A 23857-nucleotide genomic window follows, 5' to 3' on the forward strand; every position below is an offset into this window, starting at 1 on the left:
CTTCCATACTTCCAAACTATTTCCTATTTTCGCATATCTTAAAAAAGCACTATGGAAGAATTCGAGAGGAGCGCTTACTCAAAAAAGACCAAGCCGGTTTACATTTCAACAGTGATCAGTATCGCGCTGGTTTTGTTGATGATAGGCCTTTTGGGACTTATACTTGTTCATGCCCGCAACTTGTCTAACTATGTGAAGGAAAACATTGTTCTTAATATCATAGTTAGTGATGGCGCGAAAGAGGTTGATGTACTTGCTCTTCAGAAACAGCTGGATACTAACCCTTATATTCTTAAGACACAATATGTAAGTAAGGAACTGGCTGCGAGAAATTTACAGAAAGACCTTGGCGAAGAGTTCGTTGAGTTTCTTGGTTACAACCCTCTTTTATCATCTATCGATGTTTACATGAAGGCGGACTATGCAAATAACGCAAGCATTGAAAAATTGAGTGGCCAGCTTACCAAAAACCCCTTAGTAAAAGAGGTCATTTATCAGAAGTCACTGATCGATATGGTAAACCAGAACCTTAAAGTGATAGGTTTGGTCATACTGACATTCGCAGGCATTCTGATGATCATCGCCGTTGCGCTGATCAACAACACCATACGCCTGGCTATTTATTCGCAACGATTCCTGATCAAAAGCATGCAGCTCGTAGGAGCTACTAAAGGTTTTATCCGCGCACCTTTCATCGGTTATGGGATACTTCATGGTTTCCTTGGCGGATTAATAGCTATCATACTTTTGTTGCTGACGCTTTATCTGGCGCAGCAGCAGATTCCAGAACTTGTGATCCTGAGAAACTGGTTTGAATTCGGTGTAGTGTTCCTCATTGTTCTTGGAACCGGCATCTTGATTTCCACAATGAGCACTTGGTTTGCAGTCAGCAAATATTTACGTCTAAAAATTTACGATCTCTATAAATAATGGCAAAGAAACCCCTTCCGGAGACCACTGAGCAAAAGCAAGCTCAGTTTGTTTTCGACAAAAGCAATTACCGTCTTTTACTGCTTAGCATAGCAGTGGTCATGATTGGTTTTTTTCTCATGAGCGGCACGACCGACATTTACGAATTCCGTAAAATTGTACTAGCTCCTATTGTAGTAGTTATTGGCTTCACTATTGGCTTTTTCGCCATTTTGAAAAAGCGTAAGTAGGGAAAATGAACTTTATCGAAGCTATTATTTTGGCCATCATAGAAGGCCTGACTGAATTTTTGCCCGTGTCCTCCACTGGTCATATGATCATTGGCTCCTCTTTGATGGGTATCGAAAATGATGAGTTTGTTAAGCTGTTCACTATTGTAATACAGCTGGGAACCATACTTTCTGTTGTCGTATTATACTTTAAGCGTTTCTTTCAAAGCTTTGACTTTTACTTTAAGCTACTCGTGGCATTTATTCCAGCTGCAGTTTTCGGATTATTGCTGAGCGACATGATCGACCAATTATTGGAGAGCCCGTTAGCTGTTGCCATTTCCCTGGTTGTGGGTGGTATAATTCTTCTATTCGCTGATAAATGGTTTGATAAGCCAACTATCGACTCTACGGATGACATCAGTTATCCTACTGCCTTCAAAATAGGCTTAATGCAGTGCCTGGCCATGATTCCCGGCGTCTCTCGTTCAGGAGCTACCATTGTGGGAGGCATGTCTCAGAAACTGTCGCGCAAGGCAGCTGCTGAATTCTCGTTCTTTTTGGCTGTACCAACTATGTTTGGAGCTACTAGCAAAAAGTTATATGACTTCTATAAGAGTGGCTATGAACTAAGTGGCGAGCAGATCAACTTATTGCTCATAGGAAACGTCATTGGGTTCATTGTTGCTATTATCGCTATTAAGAGCTTTATTGGATTCGTGACCAAGTATGGATTCAGGGCATTTGGCTGGTATCGAATTGTTGTTGGAGGGATTATTGTAATTTTGCTCCTGGCAGGCATTGACCTGCAGGTTATGTGATGGATATAGAAGAAAAGAAGACTGAGTTTCCAGCGTTCAACTTTGTTGATGGCGAGCTCCTGTTAGTAAATAAGCCTTACCGCTGGACAAGTTTTGATGTTGTAAGCAAAATCAGAAATGCTTTTAAACCGTTGAAGCTGAAGGTAGGCCACGCAGGCACACTGGATCCTTTAGCTACAGGCTTGCTGATCATATGCACAGGTAAGCTGACTAAAAAAATCGATGAGTATCAGGCACAGGAGAAGGAGTATACAGGCACCATGATACTTGGAGCTACTACACCTTCTTATGATATGGAAACTGAAGTGGATGAAACTTATCCGATAGACGCCCTGACTGAACCTTCCATTCGTTCTGCCTGCGACGCTTTTGTAGGCGAAATAACACAGTTCCCCCCTGCCTTTTCTGCTCTTAAGATAAATGGCGAAAGGGTCTATGAAAAAGCAAGAAGAGGCGAAACAGTAGAAATGAAGTCGAGACAGGTTACCATATCAACCTTTGAGATTACGCGCATTCAGCTTCCGGAAGTAGATTTTCGCGTCGTATGCAGCAAAGGTACCTACATCAGGTCGCTGGTGTATGATTTCGGTAGAATCCTCGGAAATGGTGCTTACCTTTCGAAATTGAGAAGAACAAGAAGCGGGGATTTTCGGATAGAAAAGGCGTTTGAAGTTATGGAGCTTTCCGGACATATTAAAAGTCTGAAGGAAAATGAAAGTCTATAAGCATATTGATGAGTTTCAAAAGCTTGAAACTGCAGTCGTAACGATAGGTACGTTTGATGGAGTGCATCTCGGACATCGCAAAATCATCAGCCGGCTTGTAGAAGAAGCTAAACGCGTAAACGGCGAGAGTGTGATCCTGACATTCTTCCCTCACCCGAGAATGATCCTTCATCCTGAAGACCAAAGCCTGAAGCTGATTTCTACCATACAGGAAAAGCGTGAGTTGATTGAACAGTTAGGCGTAGACCATCTTATCGTCACCCCCTTTACAAGGGACTTTTCTAATTTATCTCCTGACAATTACATCAAGCAGATTTTGGTTGATAAAATTGGAACGAAGAAGATAATTATCGGCTACGATCATCATTTCGGCAAGGATAGGACGGGTAATTTCGCCAAGCTCCAGGAATGTGCTGCGGTTTTCGGGTTTAGCGTTGAAGAAATAACGGAAGAAGACATTCATGATGTAGCTATCAGCTCAACAAAGGTCCGACAAGCACTGACGAGGGGCGACGTAACCACTGCACAGGATTTTCTCGGGTATCCGTTTCATCTGACAGGTCTTGTGATCAGGGGTGATCAGATAGGACGAACCATAGGCTTTCCTACGGCAAATCTATTTTTGGAGGAAACGTATAAGCTGATTCCTGCCGATGGGATCTACGCCGTTATGGTAGAGGAATATCCGGAAAGCAAAGGATTACTTAAGGGGATGGGCTATATAGGCACCAGACCAACACTGAATGGAATGAGCCGGAATATCGAAATCAATATATTTGACTTTGATAAAGACATTTACGGCCAAAACATACGAGTGCATTTTTTGTATTTTTTACGGGGCGACATGAAATTTCATTCGCTGCAAAAATTAACAGATCAGATCAGTCAGGATAAATTAGCAGTAATAGATTTGCTAGGCTAATTTTGATTATCTCCTATGAAAAACCTAAACATCGATAAACCAGAAGCAGAATTTCTAGACGCTACGATCAAATATTGGGAGGAGGAAGGGCTGATCGATAATTCGAAAGCATCGCAGTTGCGTTCTTCCTACGCAGTAAAGCAGTTTGATTGGCGCAGGCTTGCTCAATATTCATTTTGGATCGCCCTCGCATGCGGCCTGATCGCTGTGGCTTCACTGGTGATCAATGACGCTATTATCAACTTATTACAGAACCTGTATAATACTCCTGATATTCTGATCAGCGCTGTGGCTGCGGGGATTGCCGCCTGGATGTATTATTACGGTCAGCGGCAAAAACGTAAGTTTCCTGAACGGTTGTTTAGCAACGAAGCGACGCTTTTCTCGGGAGTATTGTTTACAGCAATCAGCATTGCCTTCTTGGGAAAGGCTTTGGACAAGGGATCGGGGCACTATTCTATACTTTTCCTGCTTTCTGTTTTTGTTTACGGTGGACTGGCATTGAAATTCCAGTCTAAGCTGATATGGGCGTTTGCGCTTATTTCTTTGGGAAGCTGGTTCGGCACGGAGACAGGTTATCAAACGAACTGGGGCAATTATTTTTTTGGACTAAACTATCCTCTGCGATTTGTAGTTTTCGGAGCTTTGCTTACTGCTGCGGGGTTGACTCTTGAACATTACAGGAAGCTACCCGGTTTCAATACGCTCACCTACATTGTAGGCTTATTCTATTTCTTCATTTCGCTGTGGATCCTTTCTATTTTTGGAAATCTTGCAACTATTGAGGATTGGCTGAAGACTGATCAGGTAGAACTGGTATCCTGGGGAATTGTGTCTTCTGTGGCCTCGCTGGCAGTGATGCTGTATGGATTGAAGCAGAAAGATGAGATTGCCCGTGAGTTTGGGATCACCTTTCTGCTTATAAATATCTATACACGTTATTTCGAGTATATGTGGGACAGAACCGACAAAGCAATATTTTTTGGCATATTGGCTGTATCTTTCTGGCTGATTGGCCGTAAGGCTGAAAAGATTTGGAATCTTAAGTAGCCGGTTCTATGTCTATGGCGTAATCGATCTTTACACCTCCGGCTGCCAACATATCATGCACAGAGCAATACTTCTTTACGGCAAGTTCTGCAGCTTTTTCTGCTTTAGCCTGATCGATGTTTCCTTTTAGTTTAAAGTTCATTCTGATATTTGTAAACACAGCAGGAATTGCATCTGCCCTATCAGCCTCTACGGATACAGAAAAGTCTTGTATTTCCTGGCGCTGCTTTTTTAAGATAGATATAAGATCAAAAGCACTGCATGACCCGAGAGCCATCAAGACCAACTCCATTGGTCTTACTCCCAAACCTTCACCACCAATCTCCGGTGAGCCGTCAATATGAACTTTCACAGTGGAAGATGGAGCTGCTGCTTCAAAATGTACAGCGTCATTTAACCGGTTTAACTCAATTTTCATCAGATTTAATTTATTTTTTAAATAGCAAGGAGGTTGGCTGAATATTATGTCGTTTTATAAAGAGGTATGCTCATGAGGTCATATCTGCTATTTGGATCGCTCTATCGCTTGTTTAATATCATGAATGATGTCGTCGGGATCTTCTAAACCTACGGAAACGCGTATAGAACCGGGGTAAATACCAATAGCTTCTCGTTCCTGCTCGGACAGCTTTGAGTGGGTTGTAGACGCAGGATGTGTCCCGATAGTACGGGAATCTCCAAGGTTTGAGGTAATTAAGACCATTTCCAGAGCATCAAGGAATTTCTTTGCACGATCAAATCCTCCTTTTACGACGAAAGTTACTATACCCCCCCCCTGTTTCATTTGCTTTCTCGCAAGCTCATACTGAGGGTGGGAGGGCAGATGAGGGTATCTGACGACTTCGATTTCGGGATGCTCATCTAAAATCTGCGCTAATTTAAGTGCAGAGCTGCAGTGTCTATCCATGCGAACAGGCAAAGTTTCCAGACTTTTTGAGAATATCCAGGCATTAAATGCAGACATGGCGGGACCGGTATGCCTTATAAAGAACATAAGCTCTTTGATTAAGTCTGCTCTTCCTGCTACCAGACCTCCAAGTACTCTTCCCTGCCCATCCATATATTTGGTAGCAGAGTGAGATACCAGATCAATGCCGTATTGAAGCGGCTTCTGAAGATATGGAGTTGCAAAGCAATTGTCGACATTCAAAATAATATTCGGATACTTCTTTTTAAGGCTTCCTAACCATTCTAAATCGACAAGCTCCAGTCCGGGGTTTGAAGGCGTTTCCAAAAAGATCATTTTTGTTTCAGGACGTATGGCAGCCTCCCATGTTTCCGGTGCGAGTGCATCTACGTATGAACTGGTGATTCCCCATCTGGGTAAAAGTTGTGTTAAAAGCTGATGAGTAGATCCGAAAATAGACCGGCATGCTAGAACGTGGTCACCACTCTTCAAGAGCCCGGCCAGTGAAGCGAAAACAGCCGCCATGCCTGATGAAAATGCCAGGCCGGCTTCTGCACCTTCCAGCATACATACCTTGTCGATCAGTTCAGTAGTATTTGGATTAGAGTATCGGGAGTATATAATGCCAGCTTCTTCATCAGCAAATACAGCTCTGCCTTGTTCTGCATCATCGAAAACAAAGCTCGATGTGAGGTATAGAGGAACAGAGTGTTCGCGATTTGGGCTCCGTTCTGCCTGAATACGAATTAGTTTGGATTGTTCGTTCATTTGAATTTTTGAATCTAAAAAAGGACATGGTCATAGATATCACCGCGAGTCCCTGAATCATTTGAGGATAGCCAATATACTAAAATTCCTGCTGGAGTATCGCAGATTTTCATAAATGGCCTATCCTATGGTAATGCGTTATTTTAAGACGCCCTTAAGGAATGCGCCGGTATAGGACTCGTTGACTTTTGCAAGATCTTCGGGTACGCCTTCAAACACCAGGTTTCCTCCCCGATCGCCTCCCTCCGGACCGATATCGATTACCCAGTCTGCACATTTGATAACGTCAACATTGTGTTCAATGACTAAAATAGTATTTCCCTGATCCAAAAGTGCGTTAAGCGACTTCAACAATTTCTTGATATCATGAAAATGCAAGCCTGTTGTAGGCTCATCAAAGATGAAAAGCGTCTTGCTGCGGTTATTTCCTTTAATCAGAAAAGATGCCAGCTTAATTCTTTGAGCTTCTCCGCCCGAAAGAGTGTTTGAAGATTGCCCGAGATGTACATATCCCAGGCCTACATCAAGTAGCGGTTGGATTTTACTGATAATCTTGGGTTCATCTTTGAAAAAATCCAGCGCCTCTTCAATTGTCATATCGAGAATAGCAGATATATTCTTCTCTTTATACTCGACGTCGAGAACGTGCTGTTTGAAGCGCTGCCCTTGGCAGGCTTCACAAGGCAAGAAAAGATCAGCCATAAATTGCATCTCTATTTTCACTTCGCCTTCGCCCTGGCAGACATCACAACGCCCTCCCTCTACATTGAAAGAGAAAGCGGCAGGTTTTAATCCGGCTGCCTTTGCAGATGGCTGAGATGCGAAAAGATTTCTGATATCATCATAGGCTTTTACATAAGTAACCGGATTTGACCGGGAGGAACGGCCAATTGGATTCTGGTCCACAAGCTCAACGTGATCAATCTCGCCGAAACTACCTTCCAGGCTATCATACGAACCGGTCTGCTCACCTGAATAGTTGCCGATGACCTTTTGCAGAGCTGGCTGCAATATCCTTTTCACGAGAGATGTCTTACCAGAACCAGAAACCCCCGTTACACATGTAAAAACATGCAGCGGGAACTTTACGTCAATACTTTTCAGGTTATTTTCCCGGGCACCTTTTATTTCGATAAAATCCGACCAGGTTCGTCGCTTAGCAGGGACTTCAATCTTTTCTCTTCCACTCAGATAATCTCCGGTCAGGCTCTCTCTACTACTTAGAATCTGCTGGTAGTTACCAGAAAAGACCAGGTTTCCGCCATTCGTACCGGCTTCAGGTCCGATATCTATCAGGTGGTCGGCCGCTTTCATCATTTCCTCTTCGTGTTCGACAACCAATACCGTATTGCCGACATCTCGCAGTGATTTAAGTACACCTATCAGCCTATGTGTATCGCGGGGATGAAGACCAATGCTCGGCTCGTCCAGTACATAGACCGATCCAACCAGAGAACTGCCGAGGGATGTTGCCAGGTTAATGCGCTGGGACTCACCACCTGATAGCGTATTAGAAAGACGATTAAGTGTTAAGTATCCCAGACCTACTTCATTGAGAAAACTAATGCGGCTGGTTATCTCTGCAAGTAAGCGCTTTGCTATCTTCGCTTCGTTGGCTGTTAACTCTAATGAATTAAAAAAGTCGACAGAAGAATCCAAGGGCATAAGCACAAGGTCTGTAATGGATTTGCCAGCTATTTTCACATAAGAGGCGTCCTTCCTAAGGCGGCTGCCCTTGCATTCCGGACAATTCGTCTTACCGCGGTATCGTGATAACATTACGCGGTACTGAATTTTATATGTTTGCGCCTCAAGTTCTGAAAAGAACTCATTCAGGCCACGAAAGTATTTGTTACCGTCCCATAGAAGCTGACGCTGATCGTCAGTCAGCTGATTGAAGGACCGGTGAACCGGAAAGTTAAATTTAAGAGCATTTTTTAGAAAATCCTGTAACCATGCGCCCATCTTCTCGCCTCTCCAGGGCGCTATTGCTCCATCGTAAACGGACTTACTCTTATCAGGCACCACGAGGTCTTCGTCAATGCCGATCACTCTTCCAAAGCCTTCACACCGCTTACATGCTCCATAAGGATTGTTAAAGCTGAAGAAATTTGGAGTGGGTTCTTCGAAACGCATTCCGTCCAGCTCGAAACGATCGCAGAAAAAATTCATTTCGCCATTGTACTCTACAAAACAATCCCCTTTCCCTTCGAAGAACGCAGTTTGGATGGAATCACCCATGCGACTTACAGTATCATCGTCTGTACTTATTGTTATACGGTCTATTACGATCTTGATCTGGTCGCTTGTTGCAAGTTTCTCATTCTTTAATTTTCCATCTTCCAATAGTTCCTCAATCCTGATCATCTTACCTGCATGGTAAACCCGCACGAACCCTTTCTGAAGTAATACAGCCAGTTCTTCTTTCAAACTGCGATTGTTGTGGGGATGTAAAGGGCATAGGATCGTCACGGAATCGCCTTCTGGCAATGATGTGAGATAATTAGCGACGGTTGTTACAGAATCACGCTTTACTTCTTGTCCGGAGATAGGCGAAATAGTCCTTCCAACACGAGAGAACAAGAGTTTAAGATAATCATAAATCTCCGTAGAGGTTCCTACTGTCGATCGCGGATTGCTGGTGATAACTTTTTGTTCGATTGCAATCGCAGGAGCAATTCCTTTAATGTAATCAACGTCAGGCTTATTCATTCTGCCCATGAACTGTCTGGCATACGATGAAAGACTTTCAACGTAACGGCGTTGCCCTTCGGCGTACAACGTGTCAAACGCCAGAGATGACTTGCCGGATCCCGACAAGCCAGTGATAACTACAAGCTTATTTTTGGGGATATTAACATCTATGTTCTTTAAATTGTGGACGCGAGCCCCTTTTATTAATATGGTATTTTTTGGATCTTGTTCTGATTCAATATTCATGCAATGACATCGTTTAATGCAAAGGTAAGGGTTAATCTTTCAACCCTCGGTCAGGACTTTAACATATCTTAACACTTTTCGGCGAACCATATGCTATCTTTTTTCGTAAGTTTATAAAACCCTTGGATGAATATGAGGAAATTTTACTTAATGTAATATAAACCAAGGTGTAACAAAAATATTGTACCGACGTAGGTTATATTTTTATTATATTTGAGATATATTCTCCACACACACAACTTATAGCTTAAAACGACAATTTGGATAAAACTCTACTCTATACTTTTTAGTAATTATTTCAAGCAAAATTAAGAGAGGAGTCCTATGAAACTTCAAGGGAAAAGCGACCAGGAGCTTATACATATTTATATAGCTGGTCAGGAGACGGGTTTGGAAGAGTTGGTTAGCAGACACAAATCCAAAATATATACATCTATTTACATGCTGGTTAAAGATCAGTATCTGGCGGAGGATATTTTTCAGGACACCTTTATCAAGGTCATTAATACATTGAAGACTGGAAAATACAACGAGGAGGGTAAATTTCTTCCGTGGGTATTGCGAATTGCACACAACCTTGTGATCGATTATTTCAGGAAAGAAAAGCGTACTCCTGTCATCACCAACGGCGATGGCTTTGATATATTCGATGTTTTAGGCTTCTGTGATGAAAGCATTGAAGAACAAATGGTTAGGAATCAAACTCATCAGGATTTAAGAAAAATGATTCAATTATTGCCTGATGAACAGAAGGAGGTTCTAATAATGAGACATTATGGCGACATGAGCTTTAAGGAAATCGCCGACATTACTAACGTCAGCATTAATACCGCTCTTGGCCGAATGAGGTATGCATTAAACAACCTTCGCAAGATGTTTGATGCTAAGGAACTGAGTATCAAATTAATTTAATAGTAACAATATTTTAGTTTTTTTAAAATAATTCCCATAGCAATGCCGTTAGTTAGATATAATAACGGCATCGCTTATGATACAATTTTCTACGCTCTCCTCCGGCCTATATCCAGCCGACGATTTTCAAAGTGAAACACTTGAAACCTTAAGCAGCAACGACCTATCGTTCTATATGCTGCTCAAAGAAAATTTGGATAACGAACTGAAAGAACCTTCGGTCGAATCAATAAATTTCATAAAAGCGTATTCTCTTACGAAAAAATTTTAGCCCGTATTCGTTACTTTGCTTATGCAAAAAAAAGATCGGGTAAAAGCTTTTGTGGAGTATTTTTCTACGCATCAGCCAGATGCCCAGACAGAACTTAATTATTCCAATTCTTATGAATTGCTTGTAGCTGTTATCCTTTCTGCGCAGTGTACTGATAAGCGGATTAATCAGATAACGCCTGCATTATTTGATAGGTTTCCAGACGCCTATTCACTTGCGGCCTCGACATCGGAAGAAGTTTTTATGTACATAAAAACTGTTAGTTATCCGAACAACAAAGCGAAGCATCTTGTCGGAATGGCAAAGATGCTGATTTCTGATTTTAACGGTGTCATCCCCTCCAGTATTGAGGAATTGCAGAAAATGCCAGGCGTAGGTAGAAAGACTGCTAATGTGATTGCATCAGTGATATATGCTGCCCCGGCTATCGCTGTTGACACTCATGTATTCAGGGTGGCTAACAGACTAGGACTTACAACCAAGGCTACGACTCCTTTTGCTGTTGAACAACAGCTTGTCAAATATTTGCCAAAAAACACTTTGGGAATTGCTCATCATTGGCTTATTCTACACGGAAGGTACATATGTGTTGCAAGAAGCCCTAAGTGCAACGTATGCCCACTCACCTCCTTCTGCAAATATTTCGAAACAAGTACGTCCAAAGCTGCAACTTATTAATGTTCTCTAGCTATTTGTTTTTTCTTTTCCTTTACAGATACTTGTATTAGCAGAGCATGTCCTTCTCAAAAGAATAAATAATGTTAATTTATTTAGCATTAAGAAATAATAATTATATTTGACACTTATAATACTAAATATATGAGCAATTCAGACAAACTGAAAGCATTGCAATTAACCTTAGATAAATTAGAAAAGTCTTACGGAAAGGGGACTATAATGAAGCTAGGAGATAAAGCCGTAGAGGCGGTCGAAGCAATATCTACAGGATCCATTGGTCTAGACATCGCTTTGGGCATCGGAGGACTACCTAAAGGGCGTATAATTGAGATCTATGGTCCTGAATCCTCAGGTAAAACAACGCTCGCTATTCACGCAATTGCCGAAAGTCAAAAAAAAGGGGGAATTGCTGCGTTTATTGATGCAGAGCACGCTTTTGACAAATTTTACGCTCAGAAACTGGGAGTAGATGTTGAAAATCTGTTGATTTCACAGCCAGACAATGGAGAGCAAGCGCTTGAAATTGCTGACAATCTTATCCGATCAGGCGCTATTGATATAATTGTAATTGACTCAGTAGCAGCTTTAGTGCCTAAGGGGGAAATAGAGGGCGAGATGGGTGAATCTAAAATGGGATTACAAGCCAGACTAATGTCCCAGGCATTAAGGAAGTTAACAGGAACTATTTCTAAGACAGGATGCTGTTGCATCTTTATAAACCAACTCCGCGAAAAGATAGGTGTTATGTTCGGCAACCCCGAAACGACAACCGGAGGTAATGCATTGAAATTTTATTCTTCCATAAGACTAGACGTACGCCGTACTTCTCAAATTAAGGATTCAGACGAAGTTTCCGGCAATCGTACCAAGGTAAAAATCGTTAAAAATAAGGTGGCTCCACCGTTCCGAATTGCGGAGTTCGATATTATGTTTGGACAAGGCATATCTAAAGTGGGAGAAATAATTGATCTTGGAGTTGAATATGAGGTTGTTAAAAAATCCGGATCCTGGTTCAGCTATAATGACACCAAATTGGGCCAAGGTCGTGATGCGGTTAAGCAGCTTTTAATGGACAATGTAGAGCTTGCTGACGAACTTGAATTGAAAATCCGTGCAGCAGTTGCGGGAACAGAAGAAATTTAAAGAAAGAACATGAGGGACATCTCGGTGATCTCCCTCATGTTTTCGTTCAAAAGTAGACAATAGTAGAATCCGATGGCCATGTGTCATTATAGCTTACCGTAAAACCGGCAGACATAAATTCTGAAAGCCTTCCTTCTACGGATACCTTCGTCCCTCTTATGTTTACAATACCTGGTATTCTCTTTGCGGTTATCATGTTATTTGAAGCGTCAAAAAACTTTAGGTTTGCTGTTATCGGAGCCTGATTATTCATAATTAGCAGCCCCAAAGTAAGTGACCCGCGATTCGAATCGTTTAAATCCGCACTTACCGACCTCGACTCAAGATTGCCGACTTCAACCTCCCCTGTGTTAATACCGAAATAAGGCGTCTCATTTTCTATCTGAAACTCCACTTTTGCGATATTATCGGAAATACGATCCATAACTCTGATCTGAACGCAACCTACTACCCTATCTAGTAGAACCGATTCTGAAATTCCTTGAGCAGTGACAGTCACTGCTAACTTTTTATAAAAGATATCACCCGAAGCCGGTGTAGACATTATCTTGGTAGCCGCCAAGGTCGTGATCGTTGTGCCAACCGTGATACTCCCCGTACAACTCAACAATACAATCGTGTACTGTCCAACTTTAAGCTCGTCAGATATCTGACCAAAGGAGGGATCCCCTTTTAATTGCTTTTTTTGATGCACAAATCTACCTGTTGCGTCAAAAACAAAGTAATAAAGTTCACCTAAGTTATTCAATAGCAAGTCGGGAGAATTAAAAGTGGTAGCACCTTTCATTACTGGCAGATCGCTACGAATGTTGTTGATTGTTAATATTAATGGAGAGGTTCGTTCTATCACATCCTCAGAAGAGTCCTTGCAAGACCCTAAAAACAGAACTAGAAATAAGTAAAAAAGGTTCCTTTTCATTTCGGTTAATTTTTACCAAATTTTGTAACTAATTGGGAAAAAAAAGTGGAAAAACGAAAATGTGATGAGAATCACTTATCTCGAGCATAAATATGACTAAGACAAGGAGCCCGATAGGCGGGAATCCTTCAATAGGTGATTGAACGATATTAAATAAATAGAAAAGCCGCCTCGTTAGCTGAGGCGGCTTTTCTATTTAAACATTAGTGAATATTTACTGGAAGCCTATTGTCCAATTTCTGCACAAGCTTCAGTAAGCATTTGTAAATTATTCGCAGGGGCTACTTCGCCAATAATTAAACCGGGACCATTACCCACCGTGCCAGTGTTGTTGGCTTCGATTGCTTTGTTACCGACCGTTTTAATTTTGTCGTTCCAAACACCTCTAAAGTCATATCGCTTAGTTACATCAAGACTTGTTGTCGAGATAAAACCATTCACAACCTCTCCTAACGGAAGGAAAGATCCGTTTGAGCCAGCCAATCTGTAATATAACTGGAATGTTGGTAAAGCTTCAACATTCGCCGTCTTGCCTGGACATCTTACGAACAATTGCATCGTTACAACCGGCTGCTGAGGAATGTTAGCCAAAGCCACGTTAACCACGCTTCCGCATGTGATATCAATGGCACCATCGAAATACACCTGTCCTGTAGCAGGATGTGTGATGATCAATCTTGATCCTGATGGAATCGCAGGCACAGCGATCGGCGCATTATTCGTAGATATCGAAATAACTTGTTCCGAAATTATCTGCTCTGCACCGTTGACAAACTTGATATTCAGCGGATATGATACGCCTTCTGTCATCCAATCTGCAACTAGATTCAGATTAGCTTGAGGGCAAGCGCCTTCCAGATATCCAGCAATATAAATCGTTAAGTGCTCGATAGGATAAGATACTGAAAGTTTACCTGCCTGCAATATAACTTCAGCTGATCTCTCGTACTTAAATGTCCCTGTCTCTACTTCGTAGCTATAGATTTCAAGGAAATCTCCAGCTTTAACTAATGCATTCGTATTAGGATTGACGTAAGTCGGATCGATATTCTGATAAACGGTAACCGGCTTATTGAATGATTTCACGCCTTGCTCGTTTATGAAAAACTCAATACTCGTGACAGCAGCTGGATTAAACGCTCCTTCGATTGTTTGACCAGCAGCATTCACAATCGAAGAGCTCGACAATGACCCGCCTGGGAACAAAGCAATACCAGCCGATGTTCTTGGATCGAGATTAACAAGTACTGTAGATAAATTGTCGCCAGTCAGGACTTGTCCGGCTGCGTTTAAAAACTGTGTTCCTGCTTCTAATTCTAATCTTGTGATTAAAGAAGCACTTGTATTCGTCGATATACTCTGATCCTCCGCAGCTAAAGTAGCTAATGTAACTACCGGTTTTGAAACCGCTGCTCCGACTGGCGGATTGTTAAGGTTCAAAATCTTAATAGGCTTCATTTGGAAACTTTGTCCAGAATTCACTTCGAAAGGGATGTTCACGTCCAAAATAGCATCACCACTAACCTTCACACTAAATTCGATCGGATTGTTAGCTGTTGGATCTCTGTGGGGATCTACATTTGTATAGATGTATCCGTCCTGAACTTTAAAGTCTTTTGTACCGGACATAGTATAGATAGCATCGGCGTCGGGACCTGAAATCTCAACTTTCAATCCGGTTGGTAATGCATTTCCGGCAACGTCTTCCACCTTAATGGCAGTAGAATAATTAAATACATTAGGCTCGATAATAATAGTAATATCGTCCGTAGGGTTTTTACAAGCAGCAAAGACGCTTATAAAAGTTATAAGTGAGAGGTAAAATATCTTTTTCATGACCATTCAGGTGTTAGTAGTTGTAAGCAAACTTAATTTCAAACTTTGGTAGCCATTTGTAATCCTTTAGGTTTCTTCTAAGGATCGGCTCGTTAACTTCGGGATTTGATGACAACCAGTTTGTAGCGGTCATGTTGATATCCGGTGAGCCTAAATAGTATGCACCCAGATTAAGGCCGAGGTTGAAGTTATCAGTAATAGTGATGTTGTGCCATCCAAGACCAGCATAAGGAGCCCATCCTTTCCAATCAACTACTGTGTTAATTTCTCCCACTTCTTCCGGAGAAAACGGAATGTCACCAAAGTAATAGTCATCTTTTAGCATAACTTTCGCAGTTCCACCTGCTTTGTAGAAGTATGCACCTCCTGCAGTAAGAGCGAACTTACGGAAGAATGATCCTGCAGTGGGAAAAGGCTGCCAATCCAGAAATGCACTAAGGTTCATGAATTCTACCTTGAAATCAGTGTTATAATCATAAGCACTGTTGAATTTTTTAACCACGTCTCCTTCATAAGGAAGTAAACTAGTACCAAGGCGTAGATTAAACCTTGTTGAAAGAGGAATGCCGACTTCAGCGCCGATTCCTTGAGTTCCGACAGTAATCCCTACTGAATTTTTAAAGGCTGGCTGTCCAACGGTACCATCCGGTAGCCATTCTTGTTGAGCGAACGTAAGAGTGCTGACCAGCATGCAGCATCCTGTCATAAGCATTAAGAGCGATGATTTCATATTTATTTGTTTACAGTTTGAGCGATGTAGATATAGATTGTTGTCTATAAGCGATTATTTTAACTTTGGTGCAAAGATATTTATATTAATAACAAAAACAATAAATTGTTTTTCAATACGTTACAAAAAAACGAAGATATTATATGAAAGTCGTAATTAGAATGCGTTTTCTTCGCCTTTGAAAATGTTGATTACAGTCATGAAAATGATCTTCACATCGAGCATAGAACTCCAATTTTCCATGTACCAAATGTCGTGTTCAACGCGTTTTTCCATTAGCTTAGGATCCTCCGTTTCGCCTCTGTATCCATTTACCTGTGCCCAACCGCTTATTCCGGGTTTAAGAAATTGCCTTACCATATAGCGGTCTATAATAGCACTGTACTGCTCCGTATGCTTTAACATATGGGGGCGCGGGCCAATAATGCTCATATTACCTTTCAGGACGTTAAAGAACTGTGGAAATTCATCAAGACTACTTTTTCTCAAAAATCGGCCAATAGGTGTTATCCTGCTGTCTCCTCTGCTGGCCTGCTTGTTATCGCTATCATTGTTCATTCTCATGCTCCTGAACTTATAACACCAAAAAGGTTCGTTATTACGACCACTTCGCAGCTGCTTGAAGAAAATAGGCCCACGACTTTGGGCTTTAATGATAATACCTATAATAGGAACTAACCAGCTCATAATAAACACGATCACCAATGAACTGACAACCACATCAAAAACACGCTTTTTAAACCTGTTCTGCATGTTTTCAAGAGGTTCATGCCGCATACTTATTACGGGAAATTCACCTAAATAGCTCACAGTAAACGGAGCGGCAAGAGATCCACTCAAGTCAGGCACAAATTTCAGTCTTACACATTGCTTCTCCGCTTCCTCAAGAAGATATTTCGCATCAACCATTCTGTCGGGCGTTAAGGAGACATAGACATCTTTGATACCGCGTCTTGCAGCGTCAGCAATGTGCTCGCATGTAGAAGGCATTAAAGAACCGTCTTCCTGCACAAACAAGGTATCTTCCTCATTATGTAGAAATCCCTCAAACTTGAAGTTCTGACTTTTTTCAAGGTATCCTGCCAAGCGAAGTCCCGTATGGTTTTTACCTAAAACCGCAACGGGTCTACTAACTTTGAAATGTCTATATAAAACAAACTCAAAAAAAGTACCTGCAAAGCGACTAAATAAAAAGCCTACGCTCATAGCGACGTATAAGGAAATTATGAAAGGCTTTGAAATTGTATAGTTATCCGAGAAAGTTAAATAAAAAACGAAAATTACCGCGTGTAAGGCTACAGCCCGCCAGGTTGCCCGGTAAATACTTACAATCTGACTTAACGATTCGTTGCGATATAACCCGCATAAATTGGATGTAAAAAACCAGATTAGGTTACAAACCAGCAAGTAATTCTTATAAGAACCTTCTAACGGCGAAGCACTGACACCAAAAATCGCATAGAACGAAAAAAAGAAGGAAACATTTATTAGAATGATATCTGTAACCAGAAGCACGAAACGCAGTAAGTATAAGTATCGTGTTTGCATATTCATAAATTAATGTGCTTCAAAGATAAAGGTTTTTTACAAATTACAATCAAATAAGAACTACATTGAAAATAACCAATCTTTATTCGATTTTTTTTACAAAATAATCAACAATATTCACTTATCTCGAAAGAGATATAAAGCCGCAATGCTAACAGTACCGATTAAACCAAAAATTGCAACTAGGAAAAACTGGTTTAATACTTGCTCGAAAGAACATGTATCTCAACATCGCATCAATGACTGCATATTTCCGTTCAGGAAAAAAGTCCAAGATGCAAAACTTTAGACGTCTGTAGAAAAAGGTCTTTAACGGAGTTCTACAAGATAAAAACTGTTATCTAAAGTATTAAGTGTGTAAAATACTTCCATTGATCACAATATAATCAATCCTAGCTAGTTATCGAATACTATTCGAGCGAAGCTCTCAGATCACGTAAATTCCTCAATTTTCACGAAACGCTTCATATAGCTGATAGTCGATTAGAAAATTATACTTTTACGGAAAATGGAACTCAACTTAATACCCATACACGAATGAATCAAGAATTAAATTCCAATTACTATGCCGTTATTATGGCCGGAGGAATCGGAAGCAGATTTTGGCCAGTTAGCCGCACTGCGATGCCAAAGCAATTTATCGATATTGCCGGTACAGGCATGAGCCTGATTCAGGCAACATATGACCGTTTCAAGGCTATCGTTCCACCGCAAAACATTTACATTCTTACCAACGATAAATACAAAGATCTTGTTGCAGAACAGCTAAAAGGAATTCAAGAACACCAGATATTGTGTGAGCCGGTGATGCGTAACACGGCACCATGCATTGCTTATGCCTGTCACAAAATCAGTGAATTAAACCCCAACGCTTCGATAGTTGTAGCTCCTTCCGACCACCTAATACTTAACCCTATTCAGTTTGGCATAGATGTGACTAACGCGCTCCAAACCGCCGAGACAAATCCATGCCTTATCACGCTTGGGATCCAACCCTCCAGACCTGACACAGGATACGGATACATCCGGTTTAGTGAAGAGGAGCTTGGACAAGGGTTTAGAAAGGTTCTACAGTTTACAGAAAAACCAGACAGAGAAAGAGCTCAAAGCTTTATAGATAGTGGGAATTATCTTTGGAATGCAGGCATTTTTATTTGGAGTGCAGCGGAAGTGCTTAAAGCATTCGAATCACAGCTCCCCGAAATGAACGAGTTGTTCCTACAGGGAAGGAACGTTTATAACACAGATGGCGAAGCTGCGTTTCTTAAAGATAATTATCCGAATTGTGAAAACATCTCAATCGACTACGGGATAATGGAGAAGGCACGAAACGTCTATGTGTTGCCTGTTGAGTTCGGATGGTCTGACCTGGGTACATGGGCGTCCCTGTATTCGCTTGCGGAAAAAGATCAGGAGCAGAATGTAGTCATCCCTTCTGGAGGAACCATTTTGACAGAAACTAACGGCTGCATGATTAACATCCCTGACGGAAAAAAACTGATTGTTAAAGGCTTACAAGATTATATCATTGCCGAGTCGAATAACACCATAATGATCATTCCAAGAGAAAGCGAACAAGAAGTAAAGCAGATCGTTGCTGATGTTAAAGCAAAGTTTGGAGAGAACTATATTTAACCTTGATTTGGATCTTCGAATTTAATAATATACTTTTATAAAACTTTAGGGGTGCCTGTAGGCTGAGATAAAACCCTTTGAACCTGATGCAGCTAATACTGCCGAAGGGAAAAGTTTAATGACATACATATACAAGATTCACTTGTATATGTTCCTATAGTCATTCCTAAAGTTTAATCTATTAGGAATGAAAATCACTATCAATCAACAAGTTTTCGAGGTTTCCGAGCGGAGCAGCCTCCAAAGTATTATTTCCGAAAAACTGGGCGGAAATACCAAAGGCATGGCTATTGCTGTCAATGACAATGTAATAGCAAAAGAAGCACACCCAAGCTATCTACTGCAGCCTAACGACTCGATTATCATCATTCAAGCAACTCAAGGAGGATAGGAATATGATTACAGAACCACTACCGGGATCACGTAAGGTCTACGTGTCCGGCTCCCTCCATAATATTCAGGTCGCTATGAGAGAAATTATCCTTTCCCCAACCCAACTTACCGACGGCGGCAAAGAACAAAACCCACCTGTGACCGTTTATGACTCGAGCGGCCCATTTACGGATGAAAACATCGACTTAGACATTCGAAAAGGACTTCCAAGGTTAAGAGAAGCATGGATTCTGGAACGAAACGACGTCAGACAACTGCCAGGAGTCAGTTCTTCTTACGGAAGATTAAGACATTCCGATACTACCCTTGACGCGTTACGTTTTGAACACATTAAACCGCCCCTGTGCGCTAAACACGGAGCGAACGTATCCCAGCTACACTACGCAAAGAAGGGCATTATCACTGCTGAAATGGAATATGTTGCCATCCGGGAGAACCAACGCTTTCAAGATGTTAGCACTAATGCATCTCAAACAAATAACTCTTTGAATCACCAACACCCTGGAGCAAGCTTTGGTGCTAATACACCTAAGGGCGAAATCACTCCTGAATTTGTCAGGGAGGAGATTGCTGCAGGACGTGCCATCATACCCAATAATATTAATCACCCGGAAAGTGAGCCAATGATCATTGGGCGTAACTTCCTTGTCAAAATTAACGCAAATATTGGCAACAGTGCAGTCACTTCCACTATAGACGAAGAAGTTGAAAAAGCTGTATGGGCATGCAGATGGGGGGCAGATACCATAATGGATCTTTCAACCGGTAAAAATATACACGAGACACGCGAATGGATTATCCGTAATTCGCCGGTTCCTATAGGCACAGTCCCAATTTACCAGGCCCTGGAAAAAGTCAACGGAAAAGCCGAAGATCTTACCTGGGAGCTATTCAGAGATACACTGGTAGAACAAGCAGAGCAAGGCGTTTCGTATTTCACTATACATGCCGGAGTATTGCTTCGATACATCCCTCTAACGGCAAAACGGCTGACAGGTATTGTATCTCGAGGCGGTAGTATAATGGCCAAATGGTGTCTCGCCCATCATAAAGAAAATTTCCTGTACACTCATTTCGAAGAAATTTGCGAAATAATGAAACGATACGATGTCGCTTTTTCTTTAGGGGACGGACTACGACCCGGATCAATTGCTGACGCCAATGACGAAGCACAATTCGCTGAACTCGAGACACTCGGAGAACTCACAAAGATCGCATGGAAGCATGATGTGCAAACGATGATCGAGGGGCCCGGACATGTCCCCATGCACCTTATTAAAGAAAACATGGATAAGCAGCTACGAGAATGCAATGAGGCTCCATTTTATACTCTCGGACCTCTTACAACAGATATCGCCCCCGGTTACGATCACATAACGTCTGCCATTGGCGCAGCAATGATCGGATGGTTTGGCACAGCAATGCTTTGTTACGTAACTCCAAAGGAGCACCTTGGATTACCTAACAAAAAAGATGTGAAAGACGGTGTGATTACCTACAAACTTGCAGCTCATGCCGCAGACCTCGCCAAAGGTCACCCCGGAGCCCAGTATCGCGACAATGCATTAAGCAAGGCCAGATTCGAATTTCGTTGGGAAGACCAGTTCAATTTATCTCTCGACCCAGATACTGCCCGCGAATTTCATGACGAAACGCTACCCGCCGAGGGGGCAAAGATTGCACACTTTTGTTCTATGTGCGGACCAAAATTTTGTTCTATGAAAATCACACACGAAATCAGGGAATCGGCTGCAAACGGCATGTTTGAGAAATCAGAAGAGTTTAGAATGAAAGGAAGCTCAATTTATTCCTGATGCTGATCTTGATATCCAACCCTACTCCATTAGTTGAAGAAGCCACCCTCATCAATCAGTTCTTTGATGAGGGGCTAGACGTCTTTCATATTCGAAAACCGCAAGATAGCGCACGGAACGTGATAAAACTGATAGAGGCAATCGACAGCAGGTACCACATGCAAATCAGCCTTCATCAAGATCACCACCTTGCCGGTAATTATGGAATTAAGCGATTACACTTCAGTGAAAGGGTACGCTATGGTCAAAAGAATGATATCACGAAGGTACTGAAAAACGAAGGTTTTATACTTTCCACATCCGTACATAGCGTCGAAGATTTTGAGCATCTCAACAATACTTTCATGTACTCATTCATAGGGCCCGTGTTCGACAGCATCTCCAAACCGGGCTATTTGTCAAAGGTTAAAAGTTATATACCAGCGTTTGAAAAATGCACCAAGGCTATCGCCATCGGCGGCATAAAAGCATCAAATATATACCACCTAAAAGGCCGTTTCGACGGAATAGGAATATTGGGAGCTATCTGGCAGTCTGATGCGCCGTTAACAAGCTTTCTACAAATAAGAAAAATATGGAATACGCAAGACCCATAGTACTAAGCATTGCCGGCTTAGACCCATGTGGAGGCGCAGGCCTGCTGGCCGATATCAAGACAATCGAACAGCATAAATGTCTGGGCTTTGGCGTAACCACCGCTATCACCTGTCAAACAGAGAATCGGTTCTATAGCGTAAAATGGATAGCCGAAAATGAGATCATTTGTCAGATTGAACCTCTGCTGGAACAATATAAAATTGCCGCTGTCAAAATAGGTCTTGTTCAGAGCACCCAGATTCTCTACCGGATTCTTCATTTACTAACAGCGAGAGGCATTCCAAACATCGTCTGGGATCCTGTACTGTCAGCATCGGCGGGCTTCCACTTTAACAACCATAGTGATGCCGTCGACCTCCCTAAACTGCTAAAAAAGATCACTTTGATCACGCCTAACCTGCAGGAGGCAATCGGTCTGTCAAAAATAAGCGATCCGGTAAACGCAGCGTATGCGCTCGCTGATCATACAACGGTACTCTTGAAAGGGGGACATGCTCCAACAGATGTCGGTACTGATCACCTTTTTATTCATTCGCGAAAAATCAGCTTACCTCCTGTTGCCAAATTACTTTCTTCCAAACACGGATCAGGGTGCATTCTGTCTTCCTCCATTGCAGCGTTTCTGGCAAAGGGGGGGAGCCTTGAGAGCGCCTGCACAAACGCAAAACGTTATATCGAGAAGGCATTGGCAAGTAATTCAAATCTCTTAACATATCATCATGTATAGCAAACTTCAATACATATCCCAAGGCCTTAGCGCAGAAGAGCAGCTCGTCAACATCAAAAAGGTTCTGGACAACGGGTGTATCTGGATACAGCTTAGATTTAAGAACAAGCCTCACGAGGAGGTTTTGACACTGGCTGAACAAGTCAGAAACCTTACAGAACAATATAGCTCGACTCTCATCATCAACGACTCAATCGACATAGCAAAGCATGTCAATGCCGACGGTGTACATCTCGGACTTCAAGATGCGGATATTTCCTTGGCCCGAGCTTTCCTGGGAAGCGACAAGGTGATTGGCGGGACGGCCAACACTATCCAACATATCAAACAACGAGTAGCTGAAAATTGCAACTACATCGGATTAGGTCCATTTAGATACACAGAAACCAAACAAAATCTAAGTCCCATTCTTGGCTTAGCCGGTTATCAGACGATTTTGAGTCAAATCAGTAAAGAAGAGAGTACAATCCCTGTTTACGCAATAGGGGGAATTCAATTAGATGATATTGATGCGATCCTAAACGCAGGCATATACGGCGTCGCCATTTCAGCAGCCCTAACCCAATCTCATCAGTCCGATATTATTCAAAAAATCTTAGTTCAAAAAGATGAAAAACCTAATTATAGCAGGTCAGGAGTTTAAATCCCGACTTTTTCTTGGTACCGGGAAGTTTGGCAGCCCCTATCTTATGAGTGAAGCCGTTTTGGCATCATCCACCAACATGGTCACAGTTGCCTTAAAGCGAATTGACTTCCATACAGATACCGACTCCCTTATCAGGCATCTGCAATTTCCAGATGTGCAACTCCTACCAAATACATCCGGTGCCCGAAATGCTAAGGAAGCGATATTCGCAGCCCAGTTAGCCCGTGAAGCACTCGAAACCAATTGGTTAAAACTAGAGATTCATCCTGATCCCAGGTATCTCATGCCTGATGCTATTGAAACGCTGAAAGCAACTGAAGAACTGGCAAAACTTGGCTTCATCATCCTCCCCTATGTACATGCCGATCCCGTCCTTTGTAAGCAACTGGAGAGTGCCGGCACATCTGCCGTGATGCCGCTCGGAGCACCCATCGGAACCAATAAGGGCCTTCGAACGATCGATTTTTTAGAGATAATCATTGAACAGAGCAATGTGCCAGTAGTTATCGACGCAGGCCTGGGTGCTCCATCTGACGCTGCTAAAGCAATGGAGATTGGCGCAGATGCAGTCTTGGTCAACACAGCTATCGCCGTCTCCGACGATCCTCAGAAGATGGCTCTTGCATTTAAACTCGCAACCGAGGCGGGCAGGTTTGCATTCGAATCCAAACTTGCTGGTACCAGACACGTTGCTGAAGCAAGCAGTCCCCTAACATCATTCCTAAACACTTAGACT

Annotated in this window: 23 protein-coding genes and 1 riboswitch; of the genes, 16 read left to right on the forward strand and 7 right to left on the reverse strand. The window is 42.1% G+C overall.

Going from position 1 to position 23857, the window contains the following annotated elements; translation table 11 throughout:
• The first annotated feature begins 51 nt into the window (after positions 1-51).
• From ACKI5J_RS18555 to ACKI5J_RS18580, 6 genes are read left to right on the forward strand one after another with little or no spacing between them, the layout of a single operon-like run.
• On the forward strand, positions 52-930 hold the full coding sequence (locus ACKI5J_RS18555) for a cell division protein FtsX (protein ID WP_407431204.1): 879 nt from the start codon (positions 52-54) through the stop codon (positions 928-930).
• A complete protein-coding gene (locus ACKI5J_RS18560) occupies positions 930-1160 on the forward strand; it encodes a DUF3098 domain-containing protein (protein ID WP_407431206.1) in 231 nt (76 codons plus the stop codon). The genes ACKI5J_RS18555 and ACKI5J_RS18560 overlap by 1 nt, the downstream gene beginning before the upstream one ends.
• Positions 1161-1165: 5 nt before the next feature.
• Positions 1166-1960, forward strand: a complete 795-nt coding sequence (locus ACKI5J_RS18565) for an undecaprenyl-diphosphate phosphatase (protein ID WP_407431208.1) — start codon at positions 1166-1168, stop codon at positions 1958-1960.
• Positions 1960-2685, forward strand: coding sequence for a tRNA pseudouridine(55) synthase TruB (truB, locus tag ACKI5J_RS18570; protein WP_407431210.1), 726 nt, complete (start codon positions 1960-1962; stop codon positions 2683-2685). Before ACKI5J_RS18565 ends, truB begins: the two co-directional genes overlap by 1 nt.
• Positions 2672-3607, forward strand: coding sequence for a bifunctional riboflavin kinase/FAD synthetase (locus tag ACKI5J_RS18575; RefSeq protein WP_407431212.1), 936 nt, complete (start codon positions 2672-2674; stop codon positions 3605-3607). The genes truB and ACKI5J_RS18575 overlap by 14 nt, the downstream gene beginning before the upstream one ends.
• A 15-nt stretch (positions 3608-3622) precedes the next feature.
• Positions 3623-4657 (forward strand): DUF2157 domain-containing protein, encoded by a 1035-nt coding sequence (locus tag ACKI5J_RS18580; protein ID WP_407431214.1) that lies wholly within the window; start codon positions 3623-3625, stop codon positions 4655-4657.
• Here the strand turns inward: ACKI5J_RS18580 and ACKI5J_RS18585 are convergent.
• From ACKI5J_RS18585 to uvrA, 3 genes are all read right to left on the reverse strand, one after another.
• Positions 4650-5075 (reverse strand): OsmC family protein, encoded by a 426-nt coding sequence (locus tag ACKI5J_RS18585; RefSeq protein ID WP_407431216.1) that lies wholly within the window; start codon positions 5073-5075, stop codon positions 4650-4652. The genes ACKI5J_RS18580 and ACKI5J_RS18585 overlap by 8 nt on opposite strands.
• 87 nt (positions 5076-5162) lie before the next feature.
• Positions 5163-6332, reverse strand: a complete 1170-nt coding sequence (locus ACKI5J_RS18590; RefSeq protein WP_407431218.1) for a trans-sulfuration enzyme family protein — start codon at positions 6330-6332, stop codon at positions 5163-5165.
• A gap of 138 nt (positions 6333-6470) precedes the next feature.
• Positions 6471-9272 (reverse strand): excinuclease ABC subunit UvrA, encoded by a 2802-nt coding sequence (gene uvrA, locus ACKI5J_RS18595; RefSeq protein WP_407431220.1) that lies wholly within the window; start codon positions 9270-9272, stop codon positions 6471-6473.
• 324 nt (positions 9273-9596) lie between these two features.
• Between uvrA and ACKI5J_RS18600 the strand changes: the two genes are divergently transcribed.
• The 3 genes from ACKI5J_RS18600 (at position 9597) to recA (ending at position 12276) form a co-directional block, all read left to right on the forward strand.
• Positions 9597-10184, forward strand: coding sequence for an RNA polymerase sigma factor (locus ACKI5J_RS18600; protein ID WP_407431222.1), 588 nt, complete (start codon positions 9597-9599; stop codon positions 10182-10184).
• A 292-nt stretch (positions 10185-10476) separates the two neighbouring features.
• Entirely contained in the window at positions 10477-11133 is a 657-nt protein-coding gene (gene nth / locus ACKI5J_RS18605; protein ID WP_407431223.1) for an endonuclease III, read from the forward strand.
• 141 nt (positions 11134-11274) lie between these two features.
• The gene (gene recA / locus ACKI5J_RS18610) at positions 11275-12276 is read left to right on the forward strand and encodes a recombinase RecA (protein ID WP_407431225.1); all 1002 of its coding nucleotides are present in this window, start codon (positions 11275-11277) and stop codon (positions 12274-12276) included.
• Positions 12277-12322: 46 nt separating this feature from the next.
• On the opposite strand, the gene ACKI5J_RS18615 is transcribed toward recA, so the two are convergent.
• The 4 genes from ACKI5J_RS18615 to ACKI5J_RS18630 form a co-directional block, all read right to left on the reverse strand.
• Positions 12323-13195 (reverse strand): FimB/Mfa2 family fimbrial subunit, encoded by an 873-nt coding sequence (locus ACKI5J_RS18615; protein WP_407431227.1) that lies wholly within the window; start codon positions 13193-13195, stop codon positions 12323-12325.
• A gap of 225 nt (positions 13196-13420) precedes the next feature.
• Positions 13421-15031 (reverse strand): hypothetical protein, encoded by a 1611-nt coding sequence (locus ACKI5J_RS18620; protein ID WP_407431229.1) that lies wholly within the window; start codon positions 15029-15031, stop codon positions 13421-13423.
• 13 nt (positions 15032-15044) lie between these two features.
• On the reverse strand, positions 15045-15761 hold the full coding sequence (locus ACKI5J_RS18625; RefSeq protein ID WP_407431231.1) for a hypothetical protein: 717 nt from the start codon (positions 15759-15761) through the stop codon (positions 15045-15047).
• A 156-nt stretch (positions 15762-15917) separates the two neighbouring features.
• Entirely contained in the window at positions 15918-17315 is a 1398-nt protein-coding gene (locus ACKI5J_RS18630; protein WP_407431233.1) for an undecaprenyl-phosphate glucose phosphotransferase, read from the reverse strand.
• 531 nt (positions 17316-17846) lie between these two features.
• Here ACKI5J_RS18630 and ACKI5J_RS18635 point away from each other — a divergent pair.
• The 7 genes from ACKI5J_RS18635 to ACKI5J_RS18665 all read left to right on the forward strand — a co-directional run bounded on the left by ACKI5J_RS18635 (position 17847) and on the right by ACKI5J_RS18665 (position 23854).
• Positions 17847-18944: a mannose-1-phosphate guanylyltransferase gene (locus ACKI5J_RS18635; RefSeq protein WP_407431235.1), complete on the forward strand. Its 1098-nt coding sequence runs from the start codon at positions 17847-17849 to the stop codon at positions 18942-18944.
• A gap of 37 nt (positions 18945-18981) precedes the next feature.
• A riboswitch (TPP riboswitch) is annotated at positions 18982-19071 on the forward strand.
• Between the two features lie 60 nt (positions 19072-19131).
• On the forward strand, positions 19132-19335 hold the full coding sequence (gene thiS, locus ACKI5J_RS18640; protein WP_407431237.1) for a sulfur carrier protein ThiS: 204 nt from the start codon (positions 19132-19134) through the stop codon (positions 19333-19335).
• A 4-nt stretch (positions 19336-19339) separates the two neighbouring features.
• A complete protein-coding gene (gene thiC / locus ACKI5J_RS18645) occupies positions 19340-21151 on the forward strand; it encodes a phosphomethylpyrimidine synthase ThiC (RefSeq protein ID WP_407431239.1) in 1812 nt (603 codons plus the stop codon).
• Positions 21151-21747: a thiamine phosphate synthase gene (locus tag ACKI5J_RS18650; protein ID WP_407431241.1), complete on the forward strand. Its 597-nt coding sequence runs from the start codon at positions 21151-21153 to the stop codon at positions 21745-21747. The genes thiC and ACKI5J_RS18650 overlap by 1 nt, the downstream gene beginning before the upstream one ends.
• Positions 21726-22475, forward strand: coding sequence for a hydroxymethylpyrimidine/phosphomethylpyrimidine kinase (locus tag ACKI5J_RS18655; RefSeq protein ID WP_407431243.1), 750 nt, complete (start codon positions 21726-21728; stop codon positions 22473-22475). Before ACKI5J_RS18650 ends, ACKI5J_RS18655 begins: the two co-directional genes overlap by 22 nt.
• A complete protein-coding gene (gene thiE / locus ACKI5J_RS18660; protein ID WP_407431245.1) occupies positions 22468-23118 on the forward strand; it encodes a thiamine phosphate synthase in 651 nt (216 codons plus the stop codon). The genes ACKI5J_RS18655 and thiE overlap by 8 nt, the downstream gene beginning before the upstream one ends.
• Positions 23084-23854: a thiazole synthase gene (locus ACKI5J_RS18665; protein WP_407431247.1), complete on the forward strand. Its 771-nt coding sequence runs from the start codon at positions 23084-23086 to the stop codon at positions 23852-23854. The genes thiE and ACKI5J_RS18665 overlap by 35 nt, the downstream gene beginning before the upstream one ends.
• Positions 23855-23857 lie beyond the last annotated feature (3 nt).

Source organism: Arcticibacter sp., assembly GCF_045629565.1.
In the GTDB taxonomy this organism is placed as follows: domain Bacteria; phylum Bacteroidota; class Bacteroidia; order Sphingobacteriales; family Sphingobacteriaceae; genus Arcticibacter.

Excerpts from the sequence above, each read along its gene's own strand:
- ACKI5J_RS18555 (WP_407431204.1), top strand. The coding sequence starts at position 52 with ATGGAAGAATTCGAGAGGAGCGCTTACTCAAAAAAGACCAAGCCGGTT.
- ACKI5J_RS18560 (WP_407431206.1), top strand. The coding sequence starts at position 930 with ATGGCAAAGAAACCCCTTCCGGAGACCACTGAGCAAAAGCAAGCTCAG.
- ACKI5J_RS18565 (WP_407431208.1), top strand. The coding sequence starts at position 1,166 with ATGAACTTTATCGAAGCTATTATTTTGGCCATCATAGAAGGCCTGACT.
- truB (WP_407431210.1), top strand. The coding sequence starts at position 1,960 with ATGGATATAGAAGAAAAGAAGACTGAGTTTCCAGCGTTCAACTTTGTT.
- ACKI5J_RS18575 (WP_407431212.1), top strand. The coding sequence starts at position 2,672 with ATGAAAGTCTATAAGCATATTGATGAGTTTCAAAAGCTTGAAACTGCA.
- ACKI5J_RS18580 (WP_407431214.1), top strand. The coding sequence starts at position 3,623 with ATGAAAAACCTAAACATCGATAAACCAGAAGCAGAATTTCTAGACGCT.
- ACKI5J_RS18585 (WP_407431216.1), bottom strand. The coding sequence starts at position 5,075 with ATGAAAATTGAGTTAAACCGGTTAAATGACGCTGTACATTTTGAAGCA.
- ACKI5J_RS18590 (WP_407431218.1), bottom strand. The coding sequence starts at position 6,332 with ATGAACGAACAATCCAAACTAATTCGTATTCAGGCAGAACGGAGCCCA.
- uvrA (WP_407431220.1), bottom strand. The coding sequence starts at position 9,272 with ATGAATATTGAATCAGAACAAGATCCAAAAAATACCATATTAATAAAA.
- ACKI5J_RS18600 (WP_407431222.1), top strand. The coding sequence starts at position 9,597 with ATGAAACTTCAAGGGAAAAGCGACCAGGAGCTTATACATATTTATATA.
- nth (WP_407431223.1), top strand. The coding sequence starts at position 10,477 with ATGCAAAAAAAAGATCGGGTAAAAGCTTTTGTGGAGTATTTTTCTACG.
- recA (WP_407431225.1), top strand. The coding sequence starts at position 11,275 with ATGAGCAATTCAGACAAACTGAAAGCATTGCAATTAACCTTAGATAAA.
- ACKI5J_RS18615 (WP_407431227.1), bottom strand. The coding sequence starts at position 13,195 with ATGAAAAGGAACCTTTTTTACTTATTTCTAGTTCTGTTTTTAGGGTCT.
- ACKI5J_RS18620 (WP_407431229.1), bottom strand. The coding sequence starts at position 15,031 with ATGAAAAAGATATTTTACCTCTCACTTATAACTTTTATAAGCGTCTTT.
- ACKI5J_RS18625 (WP_407431231.1), bottom strand. The coding sequence starts at position 15,761 with ATGAAATCATCGCTCTTAATGCTTATGACAGGATGCTGCATGCTGGTC.
- ACKI5J_RS18630 (WP_407431233.1), bottom strand. The coding sequence starts at position 17,315 with ATGAATATGCAAACACGATACTTATACTTACTGCGTTTCGTGCTTCTG.
- ACKI5J_RS18635 (WP_407431235.1), top strand. The coding sequence starts at position 17,847 with ATGAATCAAGAATTAAATTCCAATTACTATGCCGTTATTATGGCCGGA.
- thiS (WP_407431237.1), top strand. The coding sequence starts at position 19,132 with ATGAAAATCACTATCAATCAACAAGTTTTCGAGGTTTCCGAGCGGAGC.
- thiC (WP_407431239.1), top strand. The coding sequence starts at position 19,340 with ATGATTACAGAACCACTACCGGGATCACGTAAGGTCTACGTGTCCGGC.
- ACKI5J_RS18650 (WP_407431241.1), top strand. The coding sequence starts at position 21,151 with ATGCTGATCTTGATATCCAACCCTACTCCATTAGTTGAAGAAGCCACC.
- ACKI5J_RS18655 (WP_407431243.1), top strand. The coding sequence starts at position 21,726 with ATGGAATACGCAAGACCCATAGTACTAAGCATTGCCGGCTTAGACCCA.
- thiE (WP_407431245.1), top strand. The coding sequence starts at position 22,468 with ATGTATAGCAAACTTCAATACATATCCCAAGGCCTTAGCGCAGAAGAG.
- ACKI5J_RS18665 (WP_407431247.1), top strand. The coding sequence starts at position 23,084 with ATGAAAAACCTAATTATAGCAGGTCAGGAGTTTAAATCCCGACTTTTT.